We start from the raw sequence: 22,673 nt of genomic DNA, 5'->3' as shown, positions 1-22,673 counted from the left end.
TTGAATATGTTATAATAACCTACTGTTTAAGGCAAAAATTACATTATATTATTTTTTGGCCGGGGGGGGGCAGGGCGGGAAACAGTATTTTGCTGGATATAGGTTGGTCTAGGCGGTGCAAGCGCCATTGGTGATGCTAATACTGGGGCACTTACGACTCCCACAGGATAACCGCCTAATGGATAATAGCTTTCAAAACGGCGATAGGGGCCAAAGGCAAAATTATTATAGAAGCCGACGCCACCCCAGTTATTGTAAAAACCGAAGCTGTTAAAGGGCGCAAAACCATAATAACCAAAACCGCCAAATGGGCCAAAAGGACTGAATGGGCCAAATCCAAAACCTAGCCCGAGACCCAATCCTAGCCCTAAGCCGAATCCATCATGATGGTGATGACCGTGATGGTGATTCCAGTTATTGTAGTTGTTAGCATTCTGATCTGTCTGAACATTATTTTGGATGTTAACATTCTGAGCGGTAGAACCATCTTGAGTGGTTCCGCTACCCTGTGCAGCCTGATCGGTTGTGGTAGATTCATTGTTTTGAGCTGCTTGATCATTCTGATTGCTGGAGTTCTGAATGGCAGTATCATTTTCATTCTGAGTAACGCCATTATCTTGAGCCGATGAACCGGTTTCGGCAGATTCATTACTCTGGGTTGTCAAGCTACCCTGTGAAGGATCTGACGTGATTTCTTTGCCTTGTGCAGATTCGATACCTTGGTTAGGATTGCTCTCAAGTCCGGGATCATTGGATTGGTTAAACTCACCTGTTTGATTAAAGTCGCCTCCCTGATTGGGGGCATCGGAGAAATTTTCCTGCGGATCAAATCCATCATCCGGATAAAAGGCATCGTTTTGATCGAAGTCGCCTTGGTCGTAACCACCGCTAAAGTCACTGCCTTGGTCATAGTAGTTGCCGGAATCGAAGCTTCCGCCGTCATAACCACCGCCATCAAAGCCGCCTCCATCATAACCGCCGCCATCAAAACCGCCTCCGTCGAAGCCACCTCCATCAAAACCACCTCCATCAAAACCACCGCCATCGCCACCCCCATCTCCGCCGGCTTTTACGAGGCTTGCTGAAAATAATCCACACAGAGCGATAGCTATGCATGTTAGTTTAAATTTTTTCATATATCCCCCTCGCCTCAAGATTTCATACTTGTTATCATCATATAGAAGAGAATCTGAATAGATGCTGAATAAGAAGCAGGATTTTCGGGAGAAATTTTGGGGCTCGTGGGTATTGCGTATCGACGGTGAAGCTGGATGACAAGATGGTCAGAATGTATAACCGAGATAAGAAAAAAGACAGATGAATGCTATGATCAGTTGAAACCAGGTATGTAAGTACCGCTTTAGCGATATGCAAAACCTCCAGTTTTGCCGGAGGTGGTTTAACTCAATTTATATTCTGTAATACGCGTTATCAATAACTTAGAATCACGCGTATTACAGTTGATATTAACAAATGGATTTAGTATGAGACAGCAGGTCCTTCAACCCAGGTACAATCTGAAATAAGACACATACCGCCTAGGCTTTTCATCACCGGTCTTAGTTCGTCCAGTACTCTTTGTGCCTGATCTTCCTTACAAGCAAGAACGATAACAACATTCTCTTGCTCCATTAAAACATCATCAGGATTTCGTGCGCCTCGCGATCCGTAGCCCCCTGCATTTTTGATAACAGTATATCCGCGTACTTCACTTCTTTCCAACAATTCCATTAATTGTTCGAGTTGTTCTATTCCGATGACAATCTCGAATCTTTTCATTGCGATTGTATTATTCATAAATTTTTTCCAGAAAGATCAATCATTAAATAAAGTTTAATAGTTTCTAAACCGCGATGCTATGAAACCATACCGACATTTCCCAGTAAATCGGTACACCAATGAATATGTTAAAGGGGAAAGTCACGCCTAGAGACGCTCCGATTGAAACCGCTGGATCCGCATCTGGCACCGCAATACGCATGGCTGCAGGAGCGGCAATATAGGAACAGCTGGCATACAAGACAGCCAGCAACATCGTACCACCCTCTGACAAGCCAAATAACCAACCCAAGTAAGCACCGAACATTCCCATTGCCATTGGGAAAAGTATACCAAACGAAACGATGAATAGGCCTTTTTTCATCACTGCCGATAGCCGTGACGCTGCTAGCAAGCCCATTTCCAACAGGAAGAAGGCCAACACACCCATGAATAGGTCCATGAACATTTTATCGAGCGGTGATACAAGCTTCACTATTCCGGCATAATAACCAATAATCACGCCAGCTATCAATAAATAAAGGCTTGTTCCAGTTAAAATCTCGTGCATCAACTTACCCCATTGGGTTTTTTCACCGCCAGCACCCGCGCGTGCCAAGACCGTGCCGGTTACCAGTGCCGGTATTTCCATCAGCGCCATAATGAGCACCATATAGCCTTCGGAAGGTTCATCCTTGGCAGCTAGAAAGGCTACACCAACGGCAAACGTCACTGCACTTACCGAACCATAGTGAGCAGAAATAGCGCCTGCATCAGCCTGGGTGAATTTACCAATGAATCTTAAGATTGGATAAGCAGTCAGCGGAATCAGCGCTGCTAAAACAACCATGGATAGAGCGATAGGCAGCACTTCCATGATTTCGTACTTGGCCATCGACACGCCGCCTTTGAAACCAATGGCGATGAGCAGAAAAAGACTTAAACTCTTATATAAAGCCTCAGGTATCTTGAGGTCAGACTTTATGACACCCGCCAAAACCCCGAATACAAAAAACAGTACAACTGGTTGTATAGTTGCCATGCAAAACTCCCTCTTTACTTAATTATGTTTTGTTTGATTTATTAACATTCTTATCACAGTATTCTTCGGGGTTTCACAAACTCAGAACAAAAACCAAATAATCTTACAGCCCAGCAGGATTTTTGGTCAGTTTTTTTAACTGAAATTTTTCGAAACGCAATAATCTTAACGAAGTATGCAATGATAAGAAACACTTTTCTTGGATCTGGTGACTGAATTGCCCTTCACATAGAAACGTTAACATAAGAAATGTGAAGAATTCGTGAAGAAAGGAAATACTATCTATCCAATGATTAAGGGAAAATAATATGAAATGTGGTGCCTTTCCCAGGGGTACTGTCTACTTCGATGAGCCAACCATAGTGATCGCAGATTCGTTTAACAATAGCGAGTCCAATACCCAGTCCTTGACCTTGAGTCGAGCCGCGAAAAAAACGCTCATATAGTAATGGTAAATAAGCGGGCTCTATTCCAATGCCAGAATCTGAAATTGACAATCGCTGATTATTGAAATCAACCCGGATAAAACCATTTTCAGTATACTGCACAGCATTTCGAAGCAGATTCATCAGTGCGGTATGTAATGCTTGACGATTAAGTGTGACAGTAACTGCGGGCGCAATGTTTACTTGAAAATTCAATTTCTTCCGATAAATTTCTGCGCATATCGGCTCAACTGCATCAAAAACACATTCGGCGATAGCAACGGGTTCCATGACGCCTAATGCCTGTTCACGTGCCAAAAATAATAAAGCTTGTAATTGTTCGCCCATACGCGTGGCAGCCGCTTCAATCATTTTTATCCGATGATGCGCTCTGACCGGTAAATCAGGTGTTGCAACCAGTAATTCACAACTGGTTAGAATGGTTGTAATCGGGGTCCTTAATTCATGGCTGATATTGGCGGTGAATTCTTGTTCACGTTGGAGCATGCGTTTTATGCGACTTTGATAATCATCCAATGCGCGTGCAAGTTGTGCGACTTCTTCATCCATGTCAGGCTGTGCCAGCAATCCAACTTGGATATCGCCAGGGGCTAGTAAGCTTACTCGCTCCGCTAATTCTGTTACCTGTTTGACGAGTATACCGGCAAGTAAATACCCTACAACAAATGCAATGGCAACTACTGCCACCCAGGATAACAAAATGAGCAGCCTCAGTTTACTTAATCGCTGCTGATGCAGCGAAATTCGGTAGGCTACAAGAAACTTCACAGCATTAGTGGTGCGCACCAAAACATGAAAATCCTCAAGCCCATAGTCGATTCGATGGTAGCCAGCTTGCAATCCGCGCAAATAAGCAGGGATTTGTAACTCGTCGTCCATAGTATGGATAACATAGGTTTTGAGGTGTGAGCCTACTTGAGAAATGAAATCTGAGTGTTTCTGATAACGATGAACAAGATGATCCATTTCCATTTCAATCACTTGTTCTATATGGGCTTCTTCGATGTTATCCGAAGCAAAATAGAGAATGATACAAAGTGTTCCGACTATGAAAATGCTGAATGTTGCCAGCGCTACTGCAACACGGTAGCGCAGGCTATGTTCAATCGGGAATCTGATCACGAGAAGTCAAGCAGTAACCTAGACCATGAACAGTTTCGATAGGATCGTAACCACCCGCTTTTGTGAGTGCGCGCCGCAAAATATGCATATGGCTGCGCAATGTATCGCTGGTTTCCTGAACGTCTTCCCAGGCTTCCAATTCGAGTTCTTCCCGACTGAATACTCGACCGGGCTCACTCATCATCAGTGCCAATAAGCGTATACACTTGGGTGGAAGCTTAACATTTTTGTTTTCGAAACGAATGGTGAGGGTTTTAGGGTCAAAAGAGAGTTTGTCAAATTCCAGTTTACGATTGGCGACCTTACCGATATGTCTTTTATGCATTGCCAGCAGGCGAGCCTCAACTTCTTTTAATGCAAACGGTTTGATGAGATAGTCATCAGCGCCATATTCGAAACCGGTCAATTTATCTTCCAATGTATCACGTGCGGTCAACATCAAGATAGGTGTATCAATTTGTGACTCCTGGCGCAGCTTCCGGCACAAGGTAATTCCATTCATTCCCGGCAAGCCTAAATCAAGCAGAATGGCATCAAACCGTTGTGTGACAGCCAGATGAAGTCCGGCGATGCCATTAGCGGCCGCATCTGCACTATGCCCTCGTGATTCCAGGAAGTCATAAAGATTGGCAGCGATAGCCAGATCATCTTCAATAATCAATATATGCATACAGTTACCTACGATGATAATTCAATTCCGTTTAAGTGCTCACCGAGTGAAATTTACGGCTTAATGTGTGCACCGCTTCTACCAAGGCTGCCGCATTCTCCGGCGGGGTAAATTGAGAAATACCATGCCCCAGATTAAATACATGCCCACTGCCATTACCATAACTAGCGAGTACCTTTTCCACCTCCGCAGTGATTACTTCGGGTGATGCAAAAAGTACCGATGGATCAAGATTGCCCTGCAATGCAACTTTTTCTCCTACGCGCCGACGTGCTTCACCAATATCAATTGTCCAATCCAATCCGACAGCATCACAACCAATGTTCGCAATGGCTTCGAGCCACAAACCGCCACCTTTGGTAAAAACAATACTTGGAATTCGTACGCCATCCCGCTCACGTTTTAAACCGGCAATGATTTGCTGCATATAGCGTAGTGAAAATTCCCGATAAGCAGCCTGTGATAATGCGCCACCCCACGTGTCGAAAATCATCACAGCCTGTGCGCCGGATTCTATTTGCGCATTAAGATAGGCCGTGACGGCTTTTGCATTGATATCCAGTATATGGTGCAACAGCTCGGGGCGCTGGTATAACATGGTCTTGATTTCCCGGAATTCAGTGCCGCCACGACCCTCAACCATGTAACAGGCAAGTGTAAATGGGCTGCCGGAGAAACCAATCAGCGGTACTCGATTATCCAGCGCTTTGCGGATCTCTGAGACTGCATCCATCACATAGCGCAATTCTGCGCCGGGATCAGGAACCGTCAATGCATGGATTGCTTTTTCCTCACGCAAAGGACGTTCAAACATAGGTCCTTCACCGTGTGAGAAATATAAGCCTAATCCCATTGCATCAGGAATCGTGAGAATATCGGAGAACAATATGGCAGCATCCAGCGGAAAACGTGCCAACGGCTGCAATGTCACTTCCGTCGCAAAACCTGGGTTTTTGCACAGCGAAAGGAAATCACCTGCGCGCGCCCGTGTTGCATTATATTCTGCCAAATATCTACCGGCCTGGCGCATGAGCCAAACGGGTGTGTATTCCACAGGTTGCTTCATCAGCGCCCGTAGAAATGTATCGTTTTTGAGTTTTGTCATTAAAAAACCTATAGTTATTGTTCTTTTGAAGGCTGCCTCTATACAGACAGGTTACCTTCTTATCATCGACAATATTACCAGCGAATAGCCATTCCGTATATTGCCAATCGGGCATGAGAAATAGATACCTTATAAAAATGAGCCTTGCGGTTAAAAATTAAGTGCACAAATTTAGTTTTCGGCAATCGTAAATACCCGCTGATATTCTTTAATCGCGTACCGGTCTGTCATACCAGCAATATAGTCAGCAATTACCTGATATCCTTCGTGTTCAAATTTCTTTTGATATTCAGTAGGTAGCAGACGTATCTCCGAACTGAAAGCCGAGAATAATTTTTCTATGGTATGGCGTGCTTTGTTGCTCATCCGCACAACACGAAAATGCCGGTAAAGATTATCGTATAAAAATTTTTTTAATTCTTGCTGTTCTTTCTTAATCTGCTGACTAAAACCGATGAGCGGCGGCGCTAGATGCACGTCGGTAAGACTATGCACGCCAGCATGCTTGATATTCATGGTGCTTTGCTGGATTAAGTCGGTAACCAACGTATTGATCATGCTGCGAATTGTTTCATACACCATGCGACGCTGTGGCAGTGACGGATATTTGTTTTTTATTTGTGTGAGATGACGCGAGAAAATAGTAACTTCTTCCAGCTGATCCAACGTAATGAGGCCTGAGCGCAGGCCATCATCGACATCATGATTGTTGTAGGCGATCTCATCCGAAAAATTTGCCAACTGGGCTTCTAATGATGGTCTTGTGTGTTGCAGAAAGCGTTCTCCGAGTTCACCCAGTTTTGCGATATTCTTTTTGGCAACATGTTTGAGTATGCCTTCCCGCGTTTCATAACAAAGATTAAGGCCGCTAAAAGCAGCGTATCGTTCTTCCAACACGTCAACAACCCGCAAGGATTGGAGATTATGTTCAAAACCGCCATGATCCCGCATGCAATCGTTCAATGTGTCCTGACCCGCATGCCCAAACGGCGTATGTCCCAGATCATGCGCCAGTGAAATCGCTTCCACCAAATCTTCATTCAGACATAAATTTCTTGCAATCGAGCGTCCTATTTGTGCAACCTCCAAGCTATGTGTCAGGCGCGTGCGAAATAAATCCCCTTCATGATTGACGAATACCTGGGTTTTGTATTCCAGCCGGCGGAAGGCCGCGGAATGTATGATGCGATCGCGGTCACGCTGAAATTCGCTACGCCCTGCAGGCGGCGTTTCATGAATGACACGTCCGCGTGAGTTATCGGACGATACAGCATAAGCAGCCAATTTATTCATCGGTCATGCAGGCTGATATTGTTTTACCGAGCAATGCGGGGGGGATATCCGCGCGCATCACGGCTTCACCAATCCGGTTTAACAGGATGAAGCGCGTTTTTCCAGCATCCACTTTTTTGTCCAGCATCATTAGTTGCAAATATTTTTCCAGCGGCATTTTAGGTGCTGCGACCGGCAATCCGGCTAGGATAAAAATCTTACGGATACGTTGCACATCAGCCTCACTGATCAGTTTCATGCGCTGGGATAATTCCGCTGCCAGCACGGTTCCGGCCGCCACGGCTTCGCCGTGCAACCAAACACCATATCCCATCCCATTTTCAATCGCATGACCAAAGGTATGACCCAGATTCAGCAGAGCCCGTATCCCGTTTTCCTTTTCATCAGCGGCGACTATTTCCGCTTTATTCTCGCAACTGCGCTGGATGGCCTCATTTAAAATAATTGGATCACGTGCCAATAAGCGTCGCATATTTTGTTCCAGCCAATCAAAAAAGGCCGGGTCGCGGATTAAGCCATACTTAATAATCTCAGCCAATCCCGCGCGTAATTCCCTATCCGGCAAAGTATTCAATGTTGCGCTGTCGGCAAGGACCATGCGTGGTTGATAAAAAGCACCAATCATATTTTTACCCAATTGATGATTGATGCCGGTTTTGCCGCCCACCGAGGAATCCACTTGTGCCAGCAATGTGGTGGGAATCTGAATAAACGGTACGCCGCGCAAGTAGGTTGCCGCAGCAAATCCGGTGAGATCGCCCACTACGCCGCCGCCAAGCGCCAATATCGTGGTATTTCGTTCACAATGATTCTTAAGCAAGGCATCAAAAATAAAATTTAAAGTTTCCCAATTTTTATGTGTTTCGCCATCCGGAATAATGATTGGAACCGATATGACCCCCTGTTTTTCCAATCCCAGACGCAATTTCTCCAGATAGAGTGGTGCAACAGTTGTATTGCTAACGATGGCAACTCGCTTTTGTGGTAAGCACGATAAGATCAAATCAGCCTGTTCCAGGATTCCATGGCCTATGTGTATCGGATAATTGCGTTTTTCTGATGAAATAGTGAAATCTACTGAAATGGTTTGCATAGTATTTTCATTGCCATTTTGTCTGATAGTATCGAGATTAATAGAAATTAACTTATTGATAAGTTTTTGTATCAAGTAACGCACACCTTGCTTGCCACTATCGATGATGACATGCGCAGTTTCACGATAATAGGCGTCACGTTGGATATAAAGTTCATGCAATCGTGCATATAAGTTTTGTGTCTGTAGCAGCGGCCTGTTTTTGTCGTGCCGAGTGCGCCGGTACAAGTCATTGACCGATGCCCGCAGGTAGATGACGATGCCATTTTGTTTAAGTACCTGGCGATTCTCCTCACTCAACACCGCGCCGCCCCCTGTAGCCAGAACGATATTATTCTTTTTAACCAGTTCAACCAGTACTTCAGACTCACGCTTGCGAAAGCCCGCTTCACCTTCAATCTCAAAAATCACCGGAATTTTTACGCCGGTACGGTCCTGAATTTCATGATCGGAATCGATAAATGTTTTGCCTAGAAAATTAGCCAGGGTTTTGCCAATGGTCGTTTTGCCGGCACCCATCATGCCAACCAGGATGATATTGGTGTCTCCCAGTTTTTTTTGAACGGGTTGGAGTATTTTTGTTTTGCTTAAATTCATACCTGTGATTGTAGCTGAATTACCAGTCAGTACGCAGATACACTTACTGATTTGGTACGTTTGACTTACTCGTCCCGAGGTTTCTTGACAGGTTGATAGGATAGCGTCACCGGTGGTTGCGGTGTGTTTTGCTTGCTTGCAGGTTGTTTGGAATCATGCTTATGCACGAACCAGGAGAAAAATAACGGCACAAATATCGTTGCAATCGTGGTTGCCATAATCATCCCGCCAAAAACGCCGGTTCCCATCGATTGCCGTGCTGCGGAACCCGCGCCAGTCGCAATGACCAAAGGAATAACTCCTAATATAAAGGCCATGGAAGTCATCACAATGGGCCGAAAGCGCAGTTGGGCTGATTGGATGGCTGCCTGTGTGATGTTGACACCTTGTTTCATTCTCTGGTTGGCGAATTCGACCAACAGAATCGCATTTTTTGCCGTCAATCCGATCAATGTCACCATGCCGATCTGGAAATAAATATCATTCGGCATGTCGCGCAGCAAAATCGCAACCAATGCGCCCATCATCGCAAAAGGAATCGCCATAATGACCGCCAACGGCAACGCCCAGGTTTCAAATTGCGCTGCCAGTATCAAGAAAACCATCACGACGGCCAAGCTGAAAGCAAAAATTGCTGCCGACCCCATTTTTTTTTCCTGAAACGCGGCACCGGTCCAAGCAATCTGATAACCTTCCGGCAACGTTCTGGCTGCAATGCTTTCAACCAATGCAATTGCATCTCCGGAACTGACGCCGCTGGCACCGCTGCCCATGATTTTTGCCGACAGCAATCCGTTGAATCGTTCCAATTGCTCGGCACCGACGATAGGATTTACTTTGCTCAAGGCCGACAAAGGAATCATCGAACCGGATTCGGAACGAACATATACTTTGCCCAGATCCTCCGCTTTCATGCGATAAGCCGCTTCTGCTTGCAGCTGTACGCGATAAGTCCGTCCGGCGCGGTTGAAATCATTGACGTACAATGAACCCATGGTGCTTTGCAGCGTGGCGTAGATATCTGAAATGGCGACACCCTGCGCGATGGCCTTGGCTTCATCGACTTCAATGAAATACTGCGGCACCGACGATCGCAAAAAAGTATTCACGGTGGCCAGCCTGGGTTCCTGCCGCAAGGTTTGCATAAATTCATTCACCACACCGGCCAATTGCGCGGTATCAGAATTTGTGCGGCTCTGCACATAGAGTTCAAAACCACCGGTATTGCCCAAGCCGCGTATCGCCGGTGGATTAAAGGCAATCGCCAGACCATCGGACTGTTGTGCGCCAATTAGAAACAGCTTATTGACAATATCGGTTGCGGTAGTGGAACGCTCCGACCAATCTTTCAAGCGTATAAACATGGTCGAAACGTTGGTCTTGTTACCGCCACCGATAAAATCCAGTCCGTTCACCGCGAACTGGAAAGCCACGGCGGATTCCTTGGCCATCTCGGTATTGATGGCATCTGCCGTTCTGGTTGTTCGTGCAAGCGTTGCGCCATCGGGCAGTATCACTGCTGCAATCACGTAGCCTTGATCTTCCGGCGGCACTAGGCTATCCGGAATATTTTTCACCAGATAAATCAGGCCGGCAATCACCATCAGGAATATCAGCGCGCTTCTGGCCGCATGACGCAGACTCAAGCCGACCATGCCGACATAAAAGCCGCGCATATGCTCAAAGCGATTGTTAAACCAAGTAAAAAAAACTGATTGGCGATGTGTGGAGCGGAGTAAAATCGCGCATAGTGTGGGTGTCAACGTCAAAGCCACAATACCGGAAATAACGGCAGCGACAGCTACCGTTACCGCAAACTGCTGATACAGTTCCCCGGCAATGCCGCCGAGAAAGGCCACGGGTATAAAAACCGCCGCCAGTACCATTGTCATCGCAACCACGGCGCTGGAGACCTGTTGCATCGCTTTGATGGCCGCATCAATCGGTGTTAGCTTTTCTTCCGATATTAACCGTTCGATATTTTCCAGCACGACAATCGCGTCATCCACCACAATGCCGATCGAAAGCACCATTGCAAACAGCGTCAGGGTATTGATCGAATAACCCAGTAGCCATAGCCCGGCAAAGGTGCCGATCAAGGAAATCGGTATGGCAATGATGGGAATCAGCGTTGCGCGCCAGCTTTGCAGAAACACATACACCACCAGAACGACCAGTAGCATGGCTTCTCCCAGGGTCTTGACCACTTCCCAGATGGATTCCTTAACAAACAGGCTGGTGTCATAGGAAATAACGTACTGCATGCCTTCGGGAAAATAATGCTTCAGCTCATTCATCTTGGCTTTAACCGCTGCTGCGGTTTCCAGGGCATTGGCGCCGCTCCGCAGAAAAATACCGACGCCTAAACCAGGTTCGCCGTTGAGCAGTGTGCGCGTCGCATAATCTTGCGCACCGAGCTCAATGCGCGCCACATCTTTCAGGTACAGCACGCCACGCGGTCCGCCTGAGCGCAGGATGATATTTTCAAACTGCTCCGGTTCCAGTAACCGGCCTTTCGCGGTCACGGAATAAACCAGTTGTTGATCGGCCAATGCCGGTTCCTGACCTATTTTTCCGACCGCTTGCTGCGCATTTTGTGCCCGGATGGCGGCCGCAATATCGCTGGTTGTGATACCCAGTTGCGCCATGCGGTCGGGCCGCAGCCAAATACGCATGGAATAGTCCTGCGCGCCAAAAATCCTTGCTTCGCCGACACCTGGCGCGCGTCTCAGGTCATCCAGAATATTGCTGGTAATAAAATTGCTGAGAAACAGCGTCGTGTATTTGGGGTCTTGGGAAGTGACGGCAAACACTACCAACAGATCATTGGAACGTTTCTGAACAGTGATGCCCGTGCGTCTTACTTCATCGGGCAAACGCGCCAATGCGGTATTGACTTCGTTGCTCACATTGAACGTGGCGCGATCAATGTCGGTTCCGATCTCGAAGGTGATGGTGATCGTAAGCCGGCCGCTCGAATCAGCGCTGGAACTAAAGTACAGCAAGCCTTCAATGGCGCTGAGCTTTTCTTCAATCGGCGCGGCCACGGTTTTGATCATCGTCTCAGCACTGGCACCCGGAAATGTTGCCGTCACGATAACCGTTGGCGGCGTTATCCGCGGATACTGTTCGATCGGTAATTGCGTAGCAGCGGCCAATCCGGCGAGGACAATGATGATCGACAAAACCGATGCAAAAATCGGGCGCGTAATAAAGAATCTGGCCATGTGAGCAGTTTGGGTGGTTGCTATTGATTTAAAAGCGCAGCATCGGCATGCGCTGAGGTCGAAGTATCCCGAGATTGAGGATTAACCGCTTTGCCAGGCACTAATTTAATCATATTGTCTATCACTACTCTATCACCTGCATTCAATCCATCCAGAATAATCCAATCCTTGCCGATCCAATCACCCACGCTGACAGGGCGTTGCACTACCGTATTGTCCGCATTGATCACATAGACGTATCGACCCAAATCCGAGGTCAATACCGCAACCTGAGGCACCACGTAAACATTCCTGGATTCTCCGGCGGTTACCCGCACGCGCACAAATTGACCGGGTAATATACGCTGATCGCTATTTTCAAAGGTTGCGCGTAGTAGCTGTGTGCCGAGCAGCGGATCAATTTTACTGGCGGCAAAATTGATTTTACCTGCCTGAGGATACTCAGATCCATCGGGTAAGATCATTGTTACGCTATGTATATTTTTTTCGTTTAAATGACCGCCTAGTCGCGCCACTTCGTTATCCGAAAAACTAAACCGCACCCATATCGGCGACAACTGTGTCAATGTCGTCAGCAAACTGCTATTGGCGGATATCAATGTTCCTTCGGAGAAAAGTGCGCGACCGGTCATGCCATTGACCGGCGCTTTGACAGTGGTGTAGGAGAGATTGAGTTCTGCCTGTCGCACGCGAATTTTCGCCGCTTGTAAGGCAGCTTCTGCAATGGCCAGATCAGCTTTTGCCAGATCATAGGCGCGCTGACTGACAAAATTTTCAGCCAGCAATTGTCGCTGACGATTTTCATCACTTTTGGCACGCATGGCACGAACGTTTTGTTCACTCAATAGGGCTTTCGCTTCTGTCAAGGCATTCTGAAAGGGCTCCGGGTCAATTAAAAATAAAGATTGCCTCGCCTGAACTGCGGTGCCTTCCGTATAAAGGCGCTTGAGTAAAATGCCTCCCACCCGCGGACGGATTTCAATTTCTTTGGCGCCTTCAGTTTGCGCGATTGTTTCCAAGCTGGCAGGCATGCTAACTGGCTTTGCAGTCATAAATGTAACGGCTATCGCTGCATCCACACGCGGTGCTTGCTGGGTTGACTTATTACCGCTACATGCAATCAGTAATAAACTCGCTAATCCGCCACAGAAAAAAATAGTGCATGCCTTTTTTTCTGACTTAACAATTCGCGGGTATTCTAGATAACTGAAAATCGTAAAAAAATGATGAATGGTCACTCGGGATAATTGCTTCATAAGTTAGAAATTAAAAATCCAGTTGATTATGCAAAAACCACAAAACCATAATTGGGTTCTGTATAATAGCTAACATGATAGCTTGACGGATAATGTAGAAGTATTGCATATATGAAGATAAGATATTCCTCATAATTTTACCTGCCTACAGATACACAGTTAAGTATTTGTACCCCCAGATCTGTCATATCAGATAGATACTGGTTATTAAGACTGGTACCAACCATACAAATGGTATGACCTGATTGATCATATTTGTTTTTAATATTAGATAAACTTTAAAGGTGCGTTGATATGCCTATCCATCTATTTATTGCCATATTGACTTTCTACTTGATGTTGTTCGGAGCCGGTGCTCAGGCATCGTTGAAGCTGCCTGAAACAGTGAAGGTTGATCCTGCTGCGTTAACTACTGAGCCGATGTGTGACCCGAAAATTTCACCTGCATGGCGGGAAGCTCAGGAAATTGAGGGTGTCAAAATTGAAGCATCACCGGGCTGCAGCCCGGATAATCCCGCGTGGATTGCAGCAGCAGTGAAAGGGACCAACCACATATCGATGGAAACTCTGATGAAAACGGGTCTTTCACCGGATGCCATCATTAAAACCGATGATTTGGATGGTGACGGTGATCCTGACCGAATCATCATCAAACTGGAAATCATGGAGCTGAACGGCAAATCACCCGATTTTCCTGGCGTGATTCCAACATTTGATATTGCGCCTGGCATACAACCGGGTGCCTGGGTTTTTGCCCCCAAAACCAGCGGCATGTCGACAGAAAATTTTGAAAGTGTCAGAGCCAATCCCTTATTAAGACTTCCTTCACCCGTTATTCGTGTTGAAGTTGGCGATATTGTACAAATCGTGCTGGAGAATACCCATTATTTTCCACATAGCATTCATCTGCACGGCGTCGACCACCCTTTCTCGCATAAAGATCATGGCGGGAATGACGGTGTACCGCAAACCAGTGAAAGGGAGTTGATGCCTGGAGAACGGCGTATCTATGAATTTCAGGCACGCCAGCCGGGTACCATGTTTTATCACTGTCACGTTCAGACGCATACCCATTTAGCGATGGGGCTTGCCGGAATGATCGTTGTTGAAGAAAATAAACCGAATAATTGGCTGCAAACCTTGAATATCGGCGCGGGTCATGTGCGCCATCCATCCGTCGCCGTCAAAGAACAGTTTGATCAGGAATATGATCTGCACTATCACGCGATGGATAAAGAATTGGTTGAGATCATTCAAAAATATAATGACCCCCGACTCATTGCGCGCGATATGAATCAACGTTATGACGCTACCGATGCGACCGAGGATTATTACACCCTGAATGGTTTGTCATTCCCCTATACCTTAAGGGAATCTTTAATTGTCGTTGAACCTGATCAAAAGATAAAACTGCGCTTGTTGAACAGCGGCGGCGAGCTCATCGCTATCCATACTCACGGCCATCATGCCACCATTACGCATTATGACGGCGTGGAACATAATCCGGTTGCGCAGATTATGCGCGATGTGTTCGACATGGCGCCGGCACAACGTCTGGACCTGAGACTAGAAACTGTCAATGATGGTAAACACAGCTATGGCGAAGGCGATTGGCTGATTCATGATCACCGGGAAAAGGGAATTACCACGAACGGTATGGCCGAAGGCGGCAGCATGAGCTCCATTGTTTATACGTCTTATCTGAATGGCAGCGGCTTACCCAAGGTTAGTCACTTTGGTATTGATTTAAATGAATTTTTTACCAAGGAATATTACGAAAGAAGGTATCCGATATGGCAAGATCTTGATGAAACGGCGAGCCTGGGTTCACCTGCTGGACAGATGGGTGTTAATGCTGCGACACAAACCTCGTTGCTCAACGCGCTGTATGGACTGCTGATAGGACTGCTCATCTATCTGGTTTCTGCCAAACGGGAGCAAATCAAACAAAGCGCTGCTGCAGCGGTTTCACGTCTAAAAAGCCCAAAAGGGAGTAACCAATAATGGCTAAGACAATTATTACTTTCCTACTTGCAGGTTTCGTTACTTTTAGTGCAAGTGCATTTGCACAGCAGCAAACCAAGCCTGCTGAACATGATCAACATGACCATAGCGGTCATGACATGAGCCAAGACAGCAGTGGCACGGCAACAGACCATGACCACGACCATCATCACGATCACGACCTAAGTGCCGAACACCCCATTGATCACAGTGATCATACTATGAGTCCTCAATCCGCCGAGCATGGCGATGGGCACCACCACCATCATATGGATCACGACCATATCATGGATCACGAAGGTACCATGATCATGGGACAGAATCTGGATAAACTCCCCAGCAGCTGTAAAAGCATCTCGCAAGAAGTTGAGATCACCGTGCGTGCCGGCAGAAAATATGCCGCAAAATTCCCCGGAACGGCTTTCGCATTTGATCAGCAGCAATGGCAAGTCAAGCCTTGCTCGAAAGTAACCTTCCACTTTGTCAACGAAGACAATATACGCCATCAATTCATGATGCATGGCTTGCCCAAATATCTCTATAAATATGGCATGTTCCACCTCGAAGTGACCGGTCCAAAAACCGTATCCGGCACGATTATCGTTCCAGGATCCGACGATACCTTTCTGGTGCACTGCGACATTTCCCACCATATGGAGAAAGGCATGAAGGCGCAATTAGTGGTTGGAAAAGGCGGGGAGAATATACCGAGTATTCCCGGCGTAACGCCATACAATATAAACGATACCTATGAAGCGGAAAATCTACCTAAAGTCTCTGATAAAGCTGAGCAAAATGCGATGGTAAGGCAGATAACCACGTTCACGAATAATAACTTACAAAATTATGGCATGATGCTGATCGGCGTGCTTATTGGATTGTTATGCATTCCCTTGTTTAAGAAAATTCTTTTTCGAAAAAAGAGTGATTAAGCTGTAAAACGCTTTAAGTTAATAATCCTGCAACCAATCGGATGATTCCAAATTTGAATTCGTCTGATTGGTTTTTTTATGAATTAACATCGTAGCGGTTAAATCGCTTCGAATTATGTTTCCCATTACTTGCGGCGTAGAATTTGTGAATGATGAATATTTCATCGCAAATAAAAGAACGATAATGATCCTAAACGTATGAAAAAAATTGATATCAAAATTCTTGATGCGCGTTTAAATGAGCAGCTTCCTGCCTATGCAACACCAGGTTCAGCCGGCCTGGACTTGCGTGCTTGTATTGAGCAGCCTATCACAATCAATCCAGGAGAAACCTGCCTTATTCCCACAGGCATTGCAGTGCATCTTGCCGATACGGGATTGGCGGCATTAGTGTTGCCACGCTCCGGATTGGGTCACAAGCACGGGATTGTATTGGGGAATTTGGTGGGTTTGATTGACTCGGATTATCAGGGGCAGATTCTGGTTTCCTGCTGGAATCGCGGCCAGACATCTTTCTGCCTTAATCCACTGGAGCGCATTGCGCAGCTTGTTATAGTTCCCGTGATTCAGGTCGAATTCAATCGAGTGGATAGTTTTGATCAGAGCCATCGGGGTGAGGATGGTTTTGGTAGCACGGGTAAACATTGATACGTATTCTTGCAATGAATAGGGGGCGGTTTTCGGCAAAAAAATAGCCGCAAGTGCGCAAGTTGTTGGATTGGAGAAAGCCCCCGCGGCCGCTATTGATAGTTCCGTCGAAAAACTACCCATTGACGCTATGGTTGGGAGCAGGCAAAAGATGCTCATTTGTCGCACATAAACTGCGCTTTCCCGCCTGTTTTTGCTTTGTATCGACTGTCTCAAAATATTCTTAGATGCTCTGTTAATGAAGACGAGGAAGCATTCCCTTCAGTCCACGCATCATTTTCGATATTCCGCCTTTATTCATCATTTTCATCATTTTCTTGGCCTGTTCGAATTGCGCCAATAAGCGATTGACCTCTTGCACGGACACTCCAGCGCCTGCGGCAATGCGGCGTTTACGCGAAGCTTTGAGGATCTCGGGTTTGGTGCGTTCTTGCTTTGTCATGGAATTAATAATACCTTCTGTCCGGCTAATTATTTTGTCATCCACCTTTACATTTTGTGCGGCTTGACTGAATTGCGCAGGAAGTTTGTCCATTAAAGCGCTCATGCCCCCCATATTGCGCATTTGTTGAAATTGCGCCTTGAAATCATCCAGGTCAAACGCCTTGCCTGATTTCATTTTTTTCATCAGCTTTTCAGCTTCTTGCTGATCAGCGCTGCGATGCGCTTCTTCAATCAAGCCGAGCACATCACCCATGCCTAAGATACGTGATGCCATCCGGTCGGGGTGGAATGCTTCCAAACCCGTTAATTTTTCTGCAACACCGGTAAATTTGATTGGTTTGCCGGTAATGTGTTTGACCGATAATGCCGCACCACCACGCGCATCCCCATCGAGTTTAGTGAGAATGACACCGGTCAGGGGTAATGCATCGGCAAATGCTTTGGCGGTATTAACAGCATCCTGTCCTTGCATTGCATCGACCACAAACAGCGTTTCAATCGGTTTTAACAGCGCCTCGAGCTCGCTGATTTCTTGCATCATGGCTTCATCAATACCTAATCGGCCGGCAGTATCAACGATCATCACATCGTGGTGATGTCTGCGCGCATAATCCAATGCGGCTGCGCCGATTTCTCCAGGTTTCTGTCCGTCTTTAACGGGGAAAAAGTCAGCGCCTGTTTGATTCGCCAGAAGCTCTAGTTGGTGAATAGCAGCTGGACGATAAATATCGCATGAGACTAATAATACTTTCTTTTTCCTCTGTTCCATTAGCCATTTTGCCAGCTTGCCGCTGCTGGTGGTTTTGCCGGCACCTTGTAATCCTGCCATGAGAATAACGGCAGGCGGTACCGTGGTGAGATTCAGATCAGCTTTTTCTCCACCCATAATGGTGATGAGTTCTTGATGAACCACGCCCACTAACGCTTGACCAGGCGTGAGATTAGTCATCACTTCGTGGCCAATCGCTTTTTCCTTGACACGTGCAATGAAATCTTTAACTACCGGTAAGGCGACATCAGCTTCCAACAATGCCAAGCGAATTTCGCGCAGTGCTTGCTGGATATTATCTTCAGTAAGTCTTGCTTCACCTCGTAATGTTTTTATGACACCGGCGAGCCGGCCGGTTAAATTCTCAAACATACTTAAAACCTCAAAAATTAGATGGATGTAGAATAGCGCGATTATGCAATTTTAAATAATTACCCAGGTTGGCACTTTGAATTTGTTGAAGTGCCATGTAGACTAATCAGTTATTTCTGTTTCTTGAAAAAATCGTGATATCGATGACCAGCATTTTAACTTATCTTGCAGCTTTTTTGCTTTATATACTGATCGGTTGGTATTTTTGGCGAAACATGTGGAATTCATTACCATCAAAGATTGATGAGCGTGAATTTGTTACGGTTAACTGGGTGCACTATGCCATGCTTGCTCCTTTGGCGTTGCATGCAATAACGCTTTATCAATCAATGTTTATTGGCGCTGGATTGAGTTTTGGTCTAGGTAACGCAATTTCGTCAATTGTCTGGCTGACAGCATTTATCTATTGGTTCTCAGGATTCTTTAGTCGTCTGCAAGGATTGCAGACTTTGGTTGCACCCATTGCAGCAGCCGCCGCAATTGCAATTTTACTGCCATTAGTTTTTCCGTCCGTGAAACCTCTCGAGAATACTGAGTTGCCTGCATTTAAAGCACACTTGCTGGTTGCTATGATGGCTTACAGCCTGTTAGCCATAGCAGCATTACATGCCTTGTTAATGACCGCGGTGGAACGTCATTTACATCACCCGGCAGCACATTCATTATTAACAAACTTGCCGCCACTTCTTGTGATGGAAAAATTGTTATTCCGTATTATCTGGGCTGGGTTTGTCCTGCTGACCCTGACGCTGTTAAGCGGTGTTGTTTTTTCAAAAGAAGTATTTGGTCAGTCATTAACATTTTCACATAAAACCCTCTTTGGTTTCATCTCATGGGGTGTTTTTGCTGCGCTACTCATTGGCAGACAACTGTATGGATGGCGGGGTAGGGTAGCGATTCGTTGGACATTGGCCGGATTTGTGACATTATTGCTGGCATATATCGGTAGTAAGTTTGTGTTAGAAATTATATTAAATCGTTAATACCTGCTATTTGGCATTGGGTTTGGTGTCGATGTTAAAGATATTTTATAGTGGAATTATGGTGTTGTGTGGCATTTGACTAACTTAAGGCCGTGATCTTATACCTGTGAATAATAAAGCAATGAGAACGATTGCAAGAGTCGCTATAGGGCGAATAGTTTGGGAAATGTAGAGAATAAGATAATGAAATTATTGATACCAGCAACATCGTTTTCTTTATTTAGGATTTCTAGCCTGATAGTGTATCCACTACTTGTTATCTTGCTTGCCTTAACTTTATCGGGATGTGTTTCCAAAGAACCCGTGGTTATTTCAGTAGTTGAACCAGTACCGGCACCAATATCACATGATGAAGAATTAAAAAATGAAATTGCGCGCCTGGAAAAAATAATTGCAGAAAAAGACGAATTGATTAAAAACCAGCAAATTCGTCAGCAAAGCCAAGCGCACGTGCTTCGGGAAACGAATAAGGAAGCTACCCGCGCTCAAGTAAAATTACATCGTTTAGCCACCAAACCAAGCACAGCTTCTGCTATTGCCGAGGTAGAAGCGGGGTTGGAGCATTTGAAACAAATGAAAATTTCCTCATTTGATCAAATACTGCAAATCCAAGCACAGCGATTGCTAGAAACTGCTACATTGTTTTACTCAAAAGATCAGTATGCTGCAGCGATGAATCATGTTGCGCAGGCAAATAATTTTATTAGTTTGATATTGGATCAGAATCGCAAGAAAGTATCGCATATCGATCATTTTCTGCTTGAGTTCCATATACCAGTGAGGTTACGCATTAGCAAGAATGCTAATTTACGCAAAGAACCCAATGCACATGCCCAAGTTCTGAGTACCTTGAAGAAAGATACCATACTCGTGGCTAATGCTAATCAGGGCCCTTGGTTAAGAATCCAAACTGATAAATTGCAAGGTTGGGTGTTGCATACAATGGTGGAAAGAGAAGAAAGCCGCAATCCCTAGCAGGGCTCAGATACGTTTTCGAAGCAGCTGATACAAGACAAAAACAGGCGGGAAAGTGCAGTTTATGCGCGGTAAATGAGTATGTTGAGCCTGTTTTGTTTCTAACTAAGTTCTAAACTAAGCAGCAGTAGGTTTGGGTTGCATGCAGTAAGCCTGATTGCGTCCGGCGTGTTTGGCTTCATACAGTGCACTATCTACTCTGGAAAGTAGGAGCGTTAACGATGTATCTTCCGGTTCACTTTGTATAATACCGATGCTCAGCGTCACATTGACTGTTTCATGAATTGCAGTGCAATAGATATTGGCCACGTGAGATCGAATGCGTTCGGCGGTTTTAACAGCTTCATCAACGGTTGTTTCGGTTAGAATGAGGATGAATTCATCGCCGCCATAGCGCGCAGCAAAATCGACACTACGGATGCAATGAAAAATCTTTTTGGCTACAGTAGTTAATATTTCATCACCGGCGATATGTCCCAGACTATCGTTTAGTGTTTTAAAATAATCAACATCGATCATAAGTACAGCAAAGGGGCGTTTGTTACGGGCATAGCGGGCAAGTTGGTCATTAATGATCAAGTTAAGTTTATTGCGATTATAAAGCCCTGTAAGACTATCTGTTATCGATAGTGTCTCTAATAATTGATTTTTCAGTTGCATCGCGGTGCTGGCAGCATCAATTTCAGCCTGATTCTGACGTAACTTATCGGTCATCTGGTTAAACATCAGCGTGAGTTGGCCCATTTCATTGCGCTGTGTTGTGGTCAATTCAACATTCAAATCTCCCTTTACAATTTTCTCAGTTGCACAAATGAGTCTTTGCAAAGGAATCACAATGGCGTGCCCCATCCTAAAAGCGATTGTGGTGACGATAAGCAGAATTACACTGATTAACCCGATGAATAAATTACGTTGCTGTATCCAAGCCGCATATATGGATTCATAATCTCTGTTGGCGATGATTGTGATGGGTGGTTTTTCCGATGCATAAGCTAGGCCAATCACTTTTTGTTGATGTAATCCTGGAAAGATTTCGGACTCACCTGGATTATCTTGTAATCGCTGTACTAGTTCGTGATCAAGTGATACAGGATTATCAGCATTGGAGACTGAAATATTACTAGCCAGCATGATGTTGTCATCTTTATCCAATAAGAGAACTTCACCGGGCGGTGATTTTATTGAATCTTTTAAACTGGATTGAATATTGCGTAAGTCAAAAGTTACAATCAATGCGCCTAAGATAAAATCATCAATCGATAGTACGGGAACTGAAATACTCAGTGTCGCAGTGGTGTAATGTGCATTCCAATGCGGCGGAATGACTACACTTCCTTGAATCGATGAGTTCTCCGGCCAATTCTGTGGGAGCGGTACCGGGGTAGGTGATTCAATGCTGCTGGCAATTACTTCACTTTCTGTATTGATGACAGTGAGTTCGAGTACTGTCTCGAGTTTTTTGTGTACCGATTTTAGGTAGTGTTCTAATACTTTTTGCCGCGTTATAAGCTTATTTTTCTGGGGTTGGCTAGTTAACGAGAGACCTTCAATAAGCACTTTTGAGGTTGAGAGTTCTCGAACAATATAAATTTGATCTTTTGTCCATAGATCTAATTCACGGCTCGCATGATTTGCCAAGGCGCGTAACTCGCGTGTCACATTTTCGCTAATCATCTGTTCATTCTGCTGAAATGCCAAGATCCCTAATCCTAATGAAGGGATTAAGGTGGCCAGAATAGAGAAAATGATAATTTTGCTTTTGATACTTTTCAACGCGAATATCCTCATAGCAGAAAGAATATTACAGTGTGGCCAGTGTAAGAATATGACCGAATAAGCGTACTTTTTTGCCCCTTTTTAATTTTTACAGATTCAATTCCCCGCTATTTGCGGGCGGGGAATTTTTATTTGTGGTAATTATTCATAGAGTTAAAAGG

General features: G+C 45.4%; 17 protein-coding genes and 1 pseudogene. 5 read left to right on the top strand and 13 right to left on the bottom strand.

Annotation, left to right across the window (positions count from 1 at the left end; translation table 11 throughout):
• Window positions 1-38 precede the first annotated feature (38 nt).
• The 11 genes and pseudogenes from Q0K92_RS03695 to Q0K92_RS03645 form a co-directional block, all read right to left on the bottom strand.
• The gene (locus tag Q0K92_RS03695; RefSeq protein WP_297324454.1) at window positions 39-1,136 is read right to left on the bottom strand and encodes a hypothetical protein; all 1,098 of its coding nucleotides are present in this window, start codon (window positions 1,134-1,136) and stop codon (window positions 39-41) included.
• A 343-nt stretch (window positions 1,137-1,479) separates the two neighbouring features.
• On the bottom strand, window positions 1,480-1,797 hold the full coding sequence (locus tag Q0K92_RS03690; protein WP_297324453.1) for a DUF190 domain-containing protein: 318 nt from the start codon (window positions 1,795-1,797) through the stop codon (window positions 1,480-1,482).
• 46 nt (window positions 1,798-1,843) lie between these two features.
• Window positions 1,844-2,800, bottom strand: coding sequence for a sodium-dependent bicarbonate transport family permease (locus Q0K92_RS03685; RefSeq protein WP_297324452.1), 957 nt, complete (start codon window positions 2,798-2,800; stop codon window positions 1,844-1,846).
• Between the two features lie 293 nt (window positions 2,801-3,093).
• Window positions 3,094-4,368, bottom strand: coding sequence for a HAMP domain-containing sensor histidine kinase (locus Q0K92_RS03680; RefSeq protein ID WP_297324451.1), 1,275 nt, complete (start codon window positions 4,366-4,368; stop codon window positions 3,094-3,096).
• Window positions 4,349-5,038, bottom strand: a complete 690-nt coding sequence (locus tag Q0K92_RS03675; RefSeq protein ID WP_110339289.1) for a response regulator transcription factor — start codon at window positions 5,036-5,038, stop codon at window positions 4,349-4,351. The genes Q0K92_RS03680 and Q0K92_RS03675 overlap by 20 nt, the downstream gene beginning before the upstream one ends.
• 31 nt (window positions 5,039-5,069) lie before the next feature.
• Entirely contained in the window at window positions 5,070-6,143 is a 1,074-nt protein-coding gene (hemE, locus tag Q0K92_RS03670) for a uroporphyrinogen decarboxylase (RefSeq protein WP_297324450.1), read from the bottom strand.
• A gap of 171 nt (window positions 6,144-6,314) precedes the next feature.
• Complete coding sequence (locus tag Q0K92_RS03665) at window positions 6,315-7,436, bottom strand: deoxyguanosinetriphosphate triphosphohydrolase (protein WP_297324449.1); 1,122 nt, start codon at window positions 7,434-7,436, stop codon at window positions 6,315-6,317.
• Entirely contained in the window at window positions 7,429-8,529 is a 1,101-nt protein-coding gene (aroB, locus tag Q0K92_RS03660; protein WP_297324458.1) for a 3-dehydroquinate synthase, read from the bottom strand. The genes Q0K92_RS03665 and aroB overlap by 8 nt, the downstream gene beginning before the upstream one ends.
• Before the next feature lie 108 nt (window positions 8,530-8,637).
• Window positions 8,638-9,048 (bottom strand): annotated as a pseudogene (locus Q0K92_RS03655) (shikimate kinase); the annotation flags it as partial.
• Between the two features lie 143 nt (window positions 9,049-9,191).
• Window positions 9,192-12,353: a multidrug efflux RND transporter permease subunit gene (locus Q0K92_RS03650; protein ID WP_297324448.1), complete on the bottom strand. Its 3,162-nt coding sequence runs from the start codon at window positions 12,351-12,353 to the stop codon at window positions 9,192-9,194.
• A gap of 20 nt (window positions 12,354-12,373) precedes the next feature.
• Window positions 12,374-13,405 (bottom strand): efflux RND transporter periplasmic adaptor subunit, encoded by a 1,032-nt coding sequence (locus tag Q0K92_RS03645; RefSeq protein ID WP_297324447.1) that lies wholly within the window; start codon window positions 13,403-13,405, stop codon window positions 12,374-12,376.
• Between the two features lie 498 nt (window positions 13,406-13,903).
• Between Q0K92_RS03645 and Q0K92_RS03640 the strand changes: the two genes are divergently transcribed.
• From Q0K92_RS03640 to dut, 3 genes are all read left to right on the top strand, one after another.
• A complete protein-coding gene (locus Q0K92_RS03640; RefSeq protein ID WP_297324446.1) occupies window positions 13,904-15,613 on the top strand; it encodes a multicopper oxidase domain-containing protein in 1,710 nt (569 codons plus the stop codon).
• Window positions 15,613-16,545 (top strand): cupredoxin domain-containing protein, encoded by a 933-nt coding sequence (locus Q0K92_RS03635; protein WP_297324445.1) that lies wholly within the window; start codon window positions 15,613-15,615, stop codon window positions 16,543-16,545. Before Q0K92_RS03640 ends, Q0K92_RS03635 begins: the two co-directional genes overlap by 1 nt.
• Before the next feature lie 198 nt (window positions 16,546-16,743).
• Window positions 16,744-17,193 (top strand): dUTP diphosphatase, encoded by a 450-nt coding sequence (gene dut / locus Q0K92_RS03630; RefSeq protein ID WP_297324444.1) that lies wholly within the window; start codon window positions 16,744-16,746, stop codon window positions 17,191-17,193.
• Window positions 17,194-17,428: 235 nt separating this feature from the next.
• Here the strand turns inward: dut and ffh are convergent, their stop codons facing one another.
• Window positions 17,429-18,778, bottom strand: a complete 1,350-nt coding sequence (gene ffh / locus Q0K92_RS03625; protein ID WP_297324443.1) for a signal recognition particle protein — start codon at window positions 18,776-18,778, stop codon at window positions 17,429-17,431.
• A 143-nt stretch (window positions 18,779-18,921) separates the two neighbouring features.
• Here ffh and ccsA point away from each other — a divergent pair, with 143 nt between their 5' ends.
• Both ccsA and Q0K92_RS03615 read left to right on the top strand, forming a co-directional pair.
• Entirely contained in the window at window positions 18,922-19,761 is an 840-nt protein-coding gene (gene ccsA, locus Q0K92_RS03620) for a cytochrome c biogenesis protein CcsA (protein WP_297324442.1), read from the top strand.
• Window positions 19,762-19,944: 183 nt separating this feature from the next.
• The gene (locus Q0K92_RS03615) at window positions 19,945-20,736 is read left to right on the top strand and encodes an SH3 domain-containing protein (RefSeq protein WP_297324441.1); all 792 of its coding nucleotides are present in this window, start codon (window positions 19,945-19,947) and stop codon (window positions 20,734-20,736) included.
• Window positions 20,737-20,853: 117 nt separating this feature from the next.
• Here the strand turns inward: Q0K92_RS03615 and Q0K92_RS03610 are convergent, their stop codons facing one another.
• Complete coding sequence (locus Q0K92_RS03610; protein WP_297324440.1) at window positions 20,854-22,509, bottom strand: diguanylate cyclase; 1,656 nt, start codon at window positions 22,507-22,509, stop codon at window positions 20,854-20,856.
• Between the last annotated feature and the right edge of the window lie 164 nt (window positions 22,510-22,673).

This window comes from Nitrosomonas sp. (assembly GCF_024282095.1).
Classification (GTDB): Bacteria; Pseudomonadota; Gammaproteobacteria; order Burkholderiales; family Nitrosomonadaceae; genus Nitrosomonas.
The sequence above is the reverse complement of the archived record's forward strand: the minus strand, read 5'-3'. Positions and strand labels throughout refer to the sequence as shown.

Coding starts and splice junctions, on each gene's coding strand:
- Q0K92_RS03695 (WP_297324454.1), bottom strand. CDS start 1,136: ATGAAAAAATTTAAACTAACATGCATAGCTATCGCTCTGTGTGGATTA.
- Q0K92_RS03690 (WP_297324453.1), bottom strand. CDS start 1,797: ATGAATAATACAATCGCAATGAAAAGATTCGAGATTGTCATCGGAATA.
- Q0K92_RS03685 (WP_297324452.1), bottom strand. CDS start 2,800: ATGGCAACTATACAACCAGTTGTACTGTTTTTTGTATTCGGGGTTTTG.
- Q0K92_RS03675 (WP_110339289.1), bottom strand. CDS start 5,038: ATGCATATATTGATTATTGAAGATGATCTGGCTATCGCTGCCAATCTT.
- hemE (WP_297324450.1), bottom strand. CDS start 6,143: ATGACAAAACTCAAAAACGATACATTTCTACGGGCGCTGATGAAGCAA.
- Q0K92_RS03665 (WP_297324449.1), bottom strand. CDS start 7,436: ATGAATAAATTGGCTGCTTATGCTGTATCGTCCGATAACTCACGCGGA.
- aroB (WP_297324458.1), bottom strand. CDS start 8,529: ATGCAAACCATTTCAGTAGATTTCACTATTTCATCAGAAAAACGCAAT.
- Q0K92_RS03650 (WP_297324448.1), bottom strand. CDS start 12,353: ATGGCCAGATTCTTTATTACGCGCCCGATTTTTGCATCGGTTTTGTCG.
- Q0K92_RS03645 (WP_297324447.1), bottom strand. CDS start 13,405: ATGACTGCAAAGCCAGTTAGCATGCCTGCCAGCTTGGAAACAATCGCG.
- Q0K92_RS03640 (WP_297324446.1), top strand. CDS start 13,904: ATGCCTATCCATCTATTTATTGCCATATTGACTTTCTACTTGATGTTG.
- Q0K92_RS03635 (WP_297324445.1), top strand. CDS start 15,613: ATGGCTAAGACAATTATTACTTTCCTACTTGCAGGTTTCGTTACTTTT.
- dut (WP_297324444.1), top strand. CDS start 16,744: ATGAAAAAAATTGATATCAAAATTCTTGATGCGCGTTTAAATGAGCAG.
- ffh (WP_297324443.1), bottom strand. CDS start 18,778: ATGTTTGAGAATTTAACCGGCCGGCTCGCCGGTGTCATAAAAACATTA.
- ccsA (WP_297324442.1), top strand. CDS start 18,922: ATGACCAGCATTTTAACTTATCTTGCAGCTTTTTTGCTTTATATACTG.
- Q0K92_RS03615 (WP_297324441.1), top strand. CDS start 19,945: ATGAAATTATTGATACCAGCAACATCGTTTTCTTTATTTAGGATTTCT.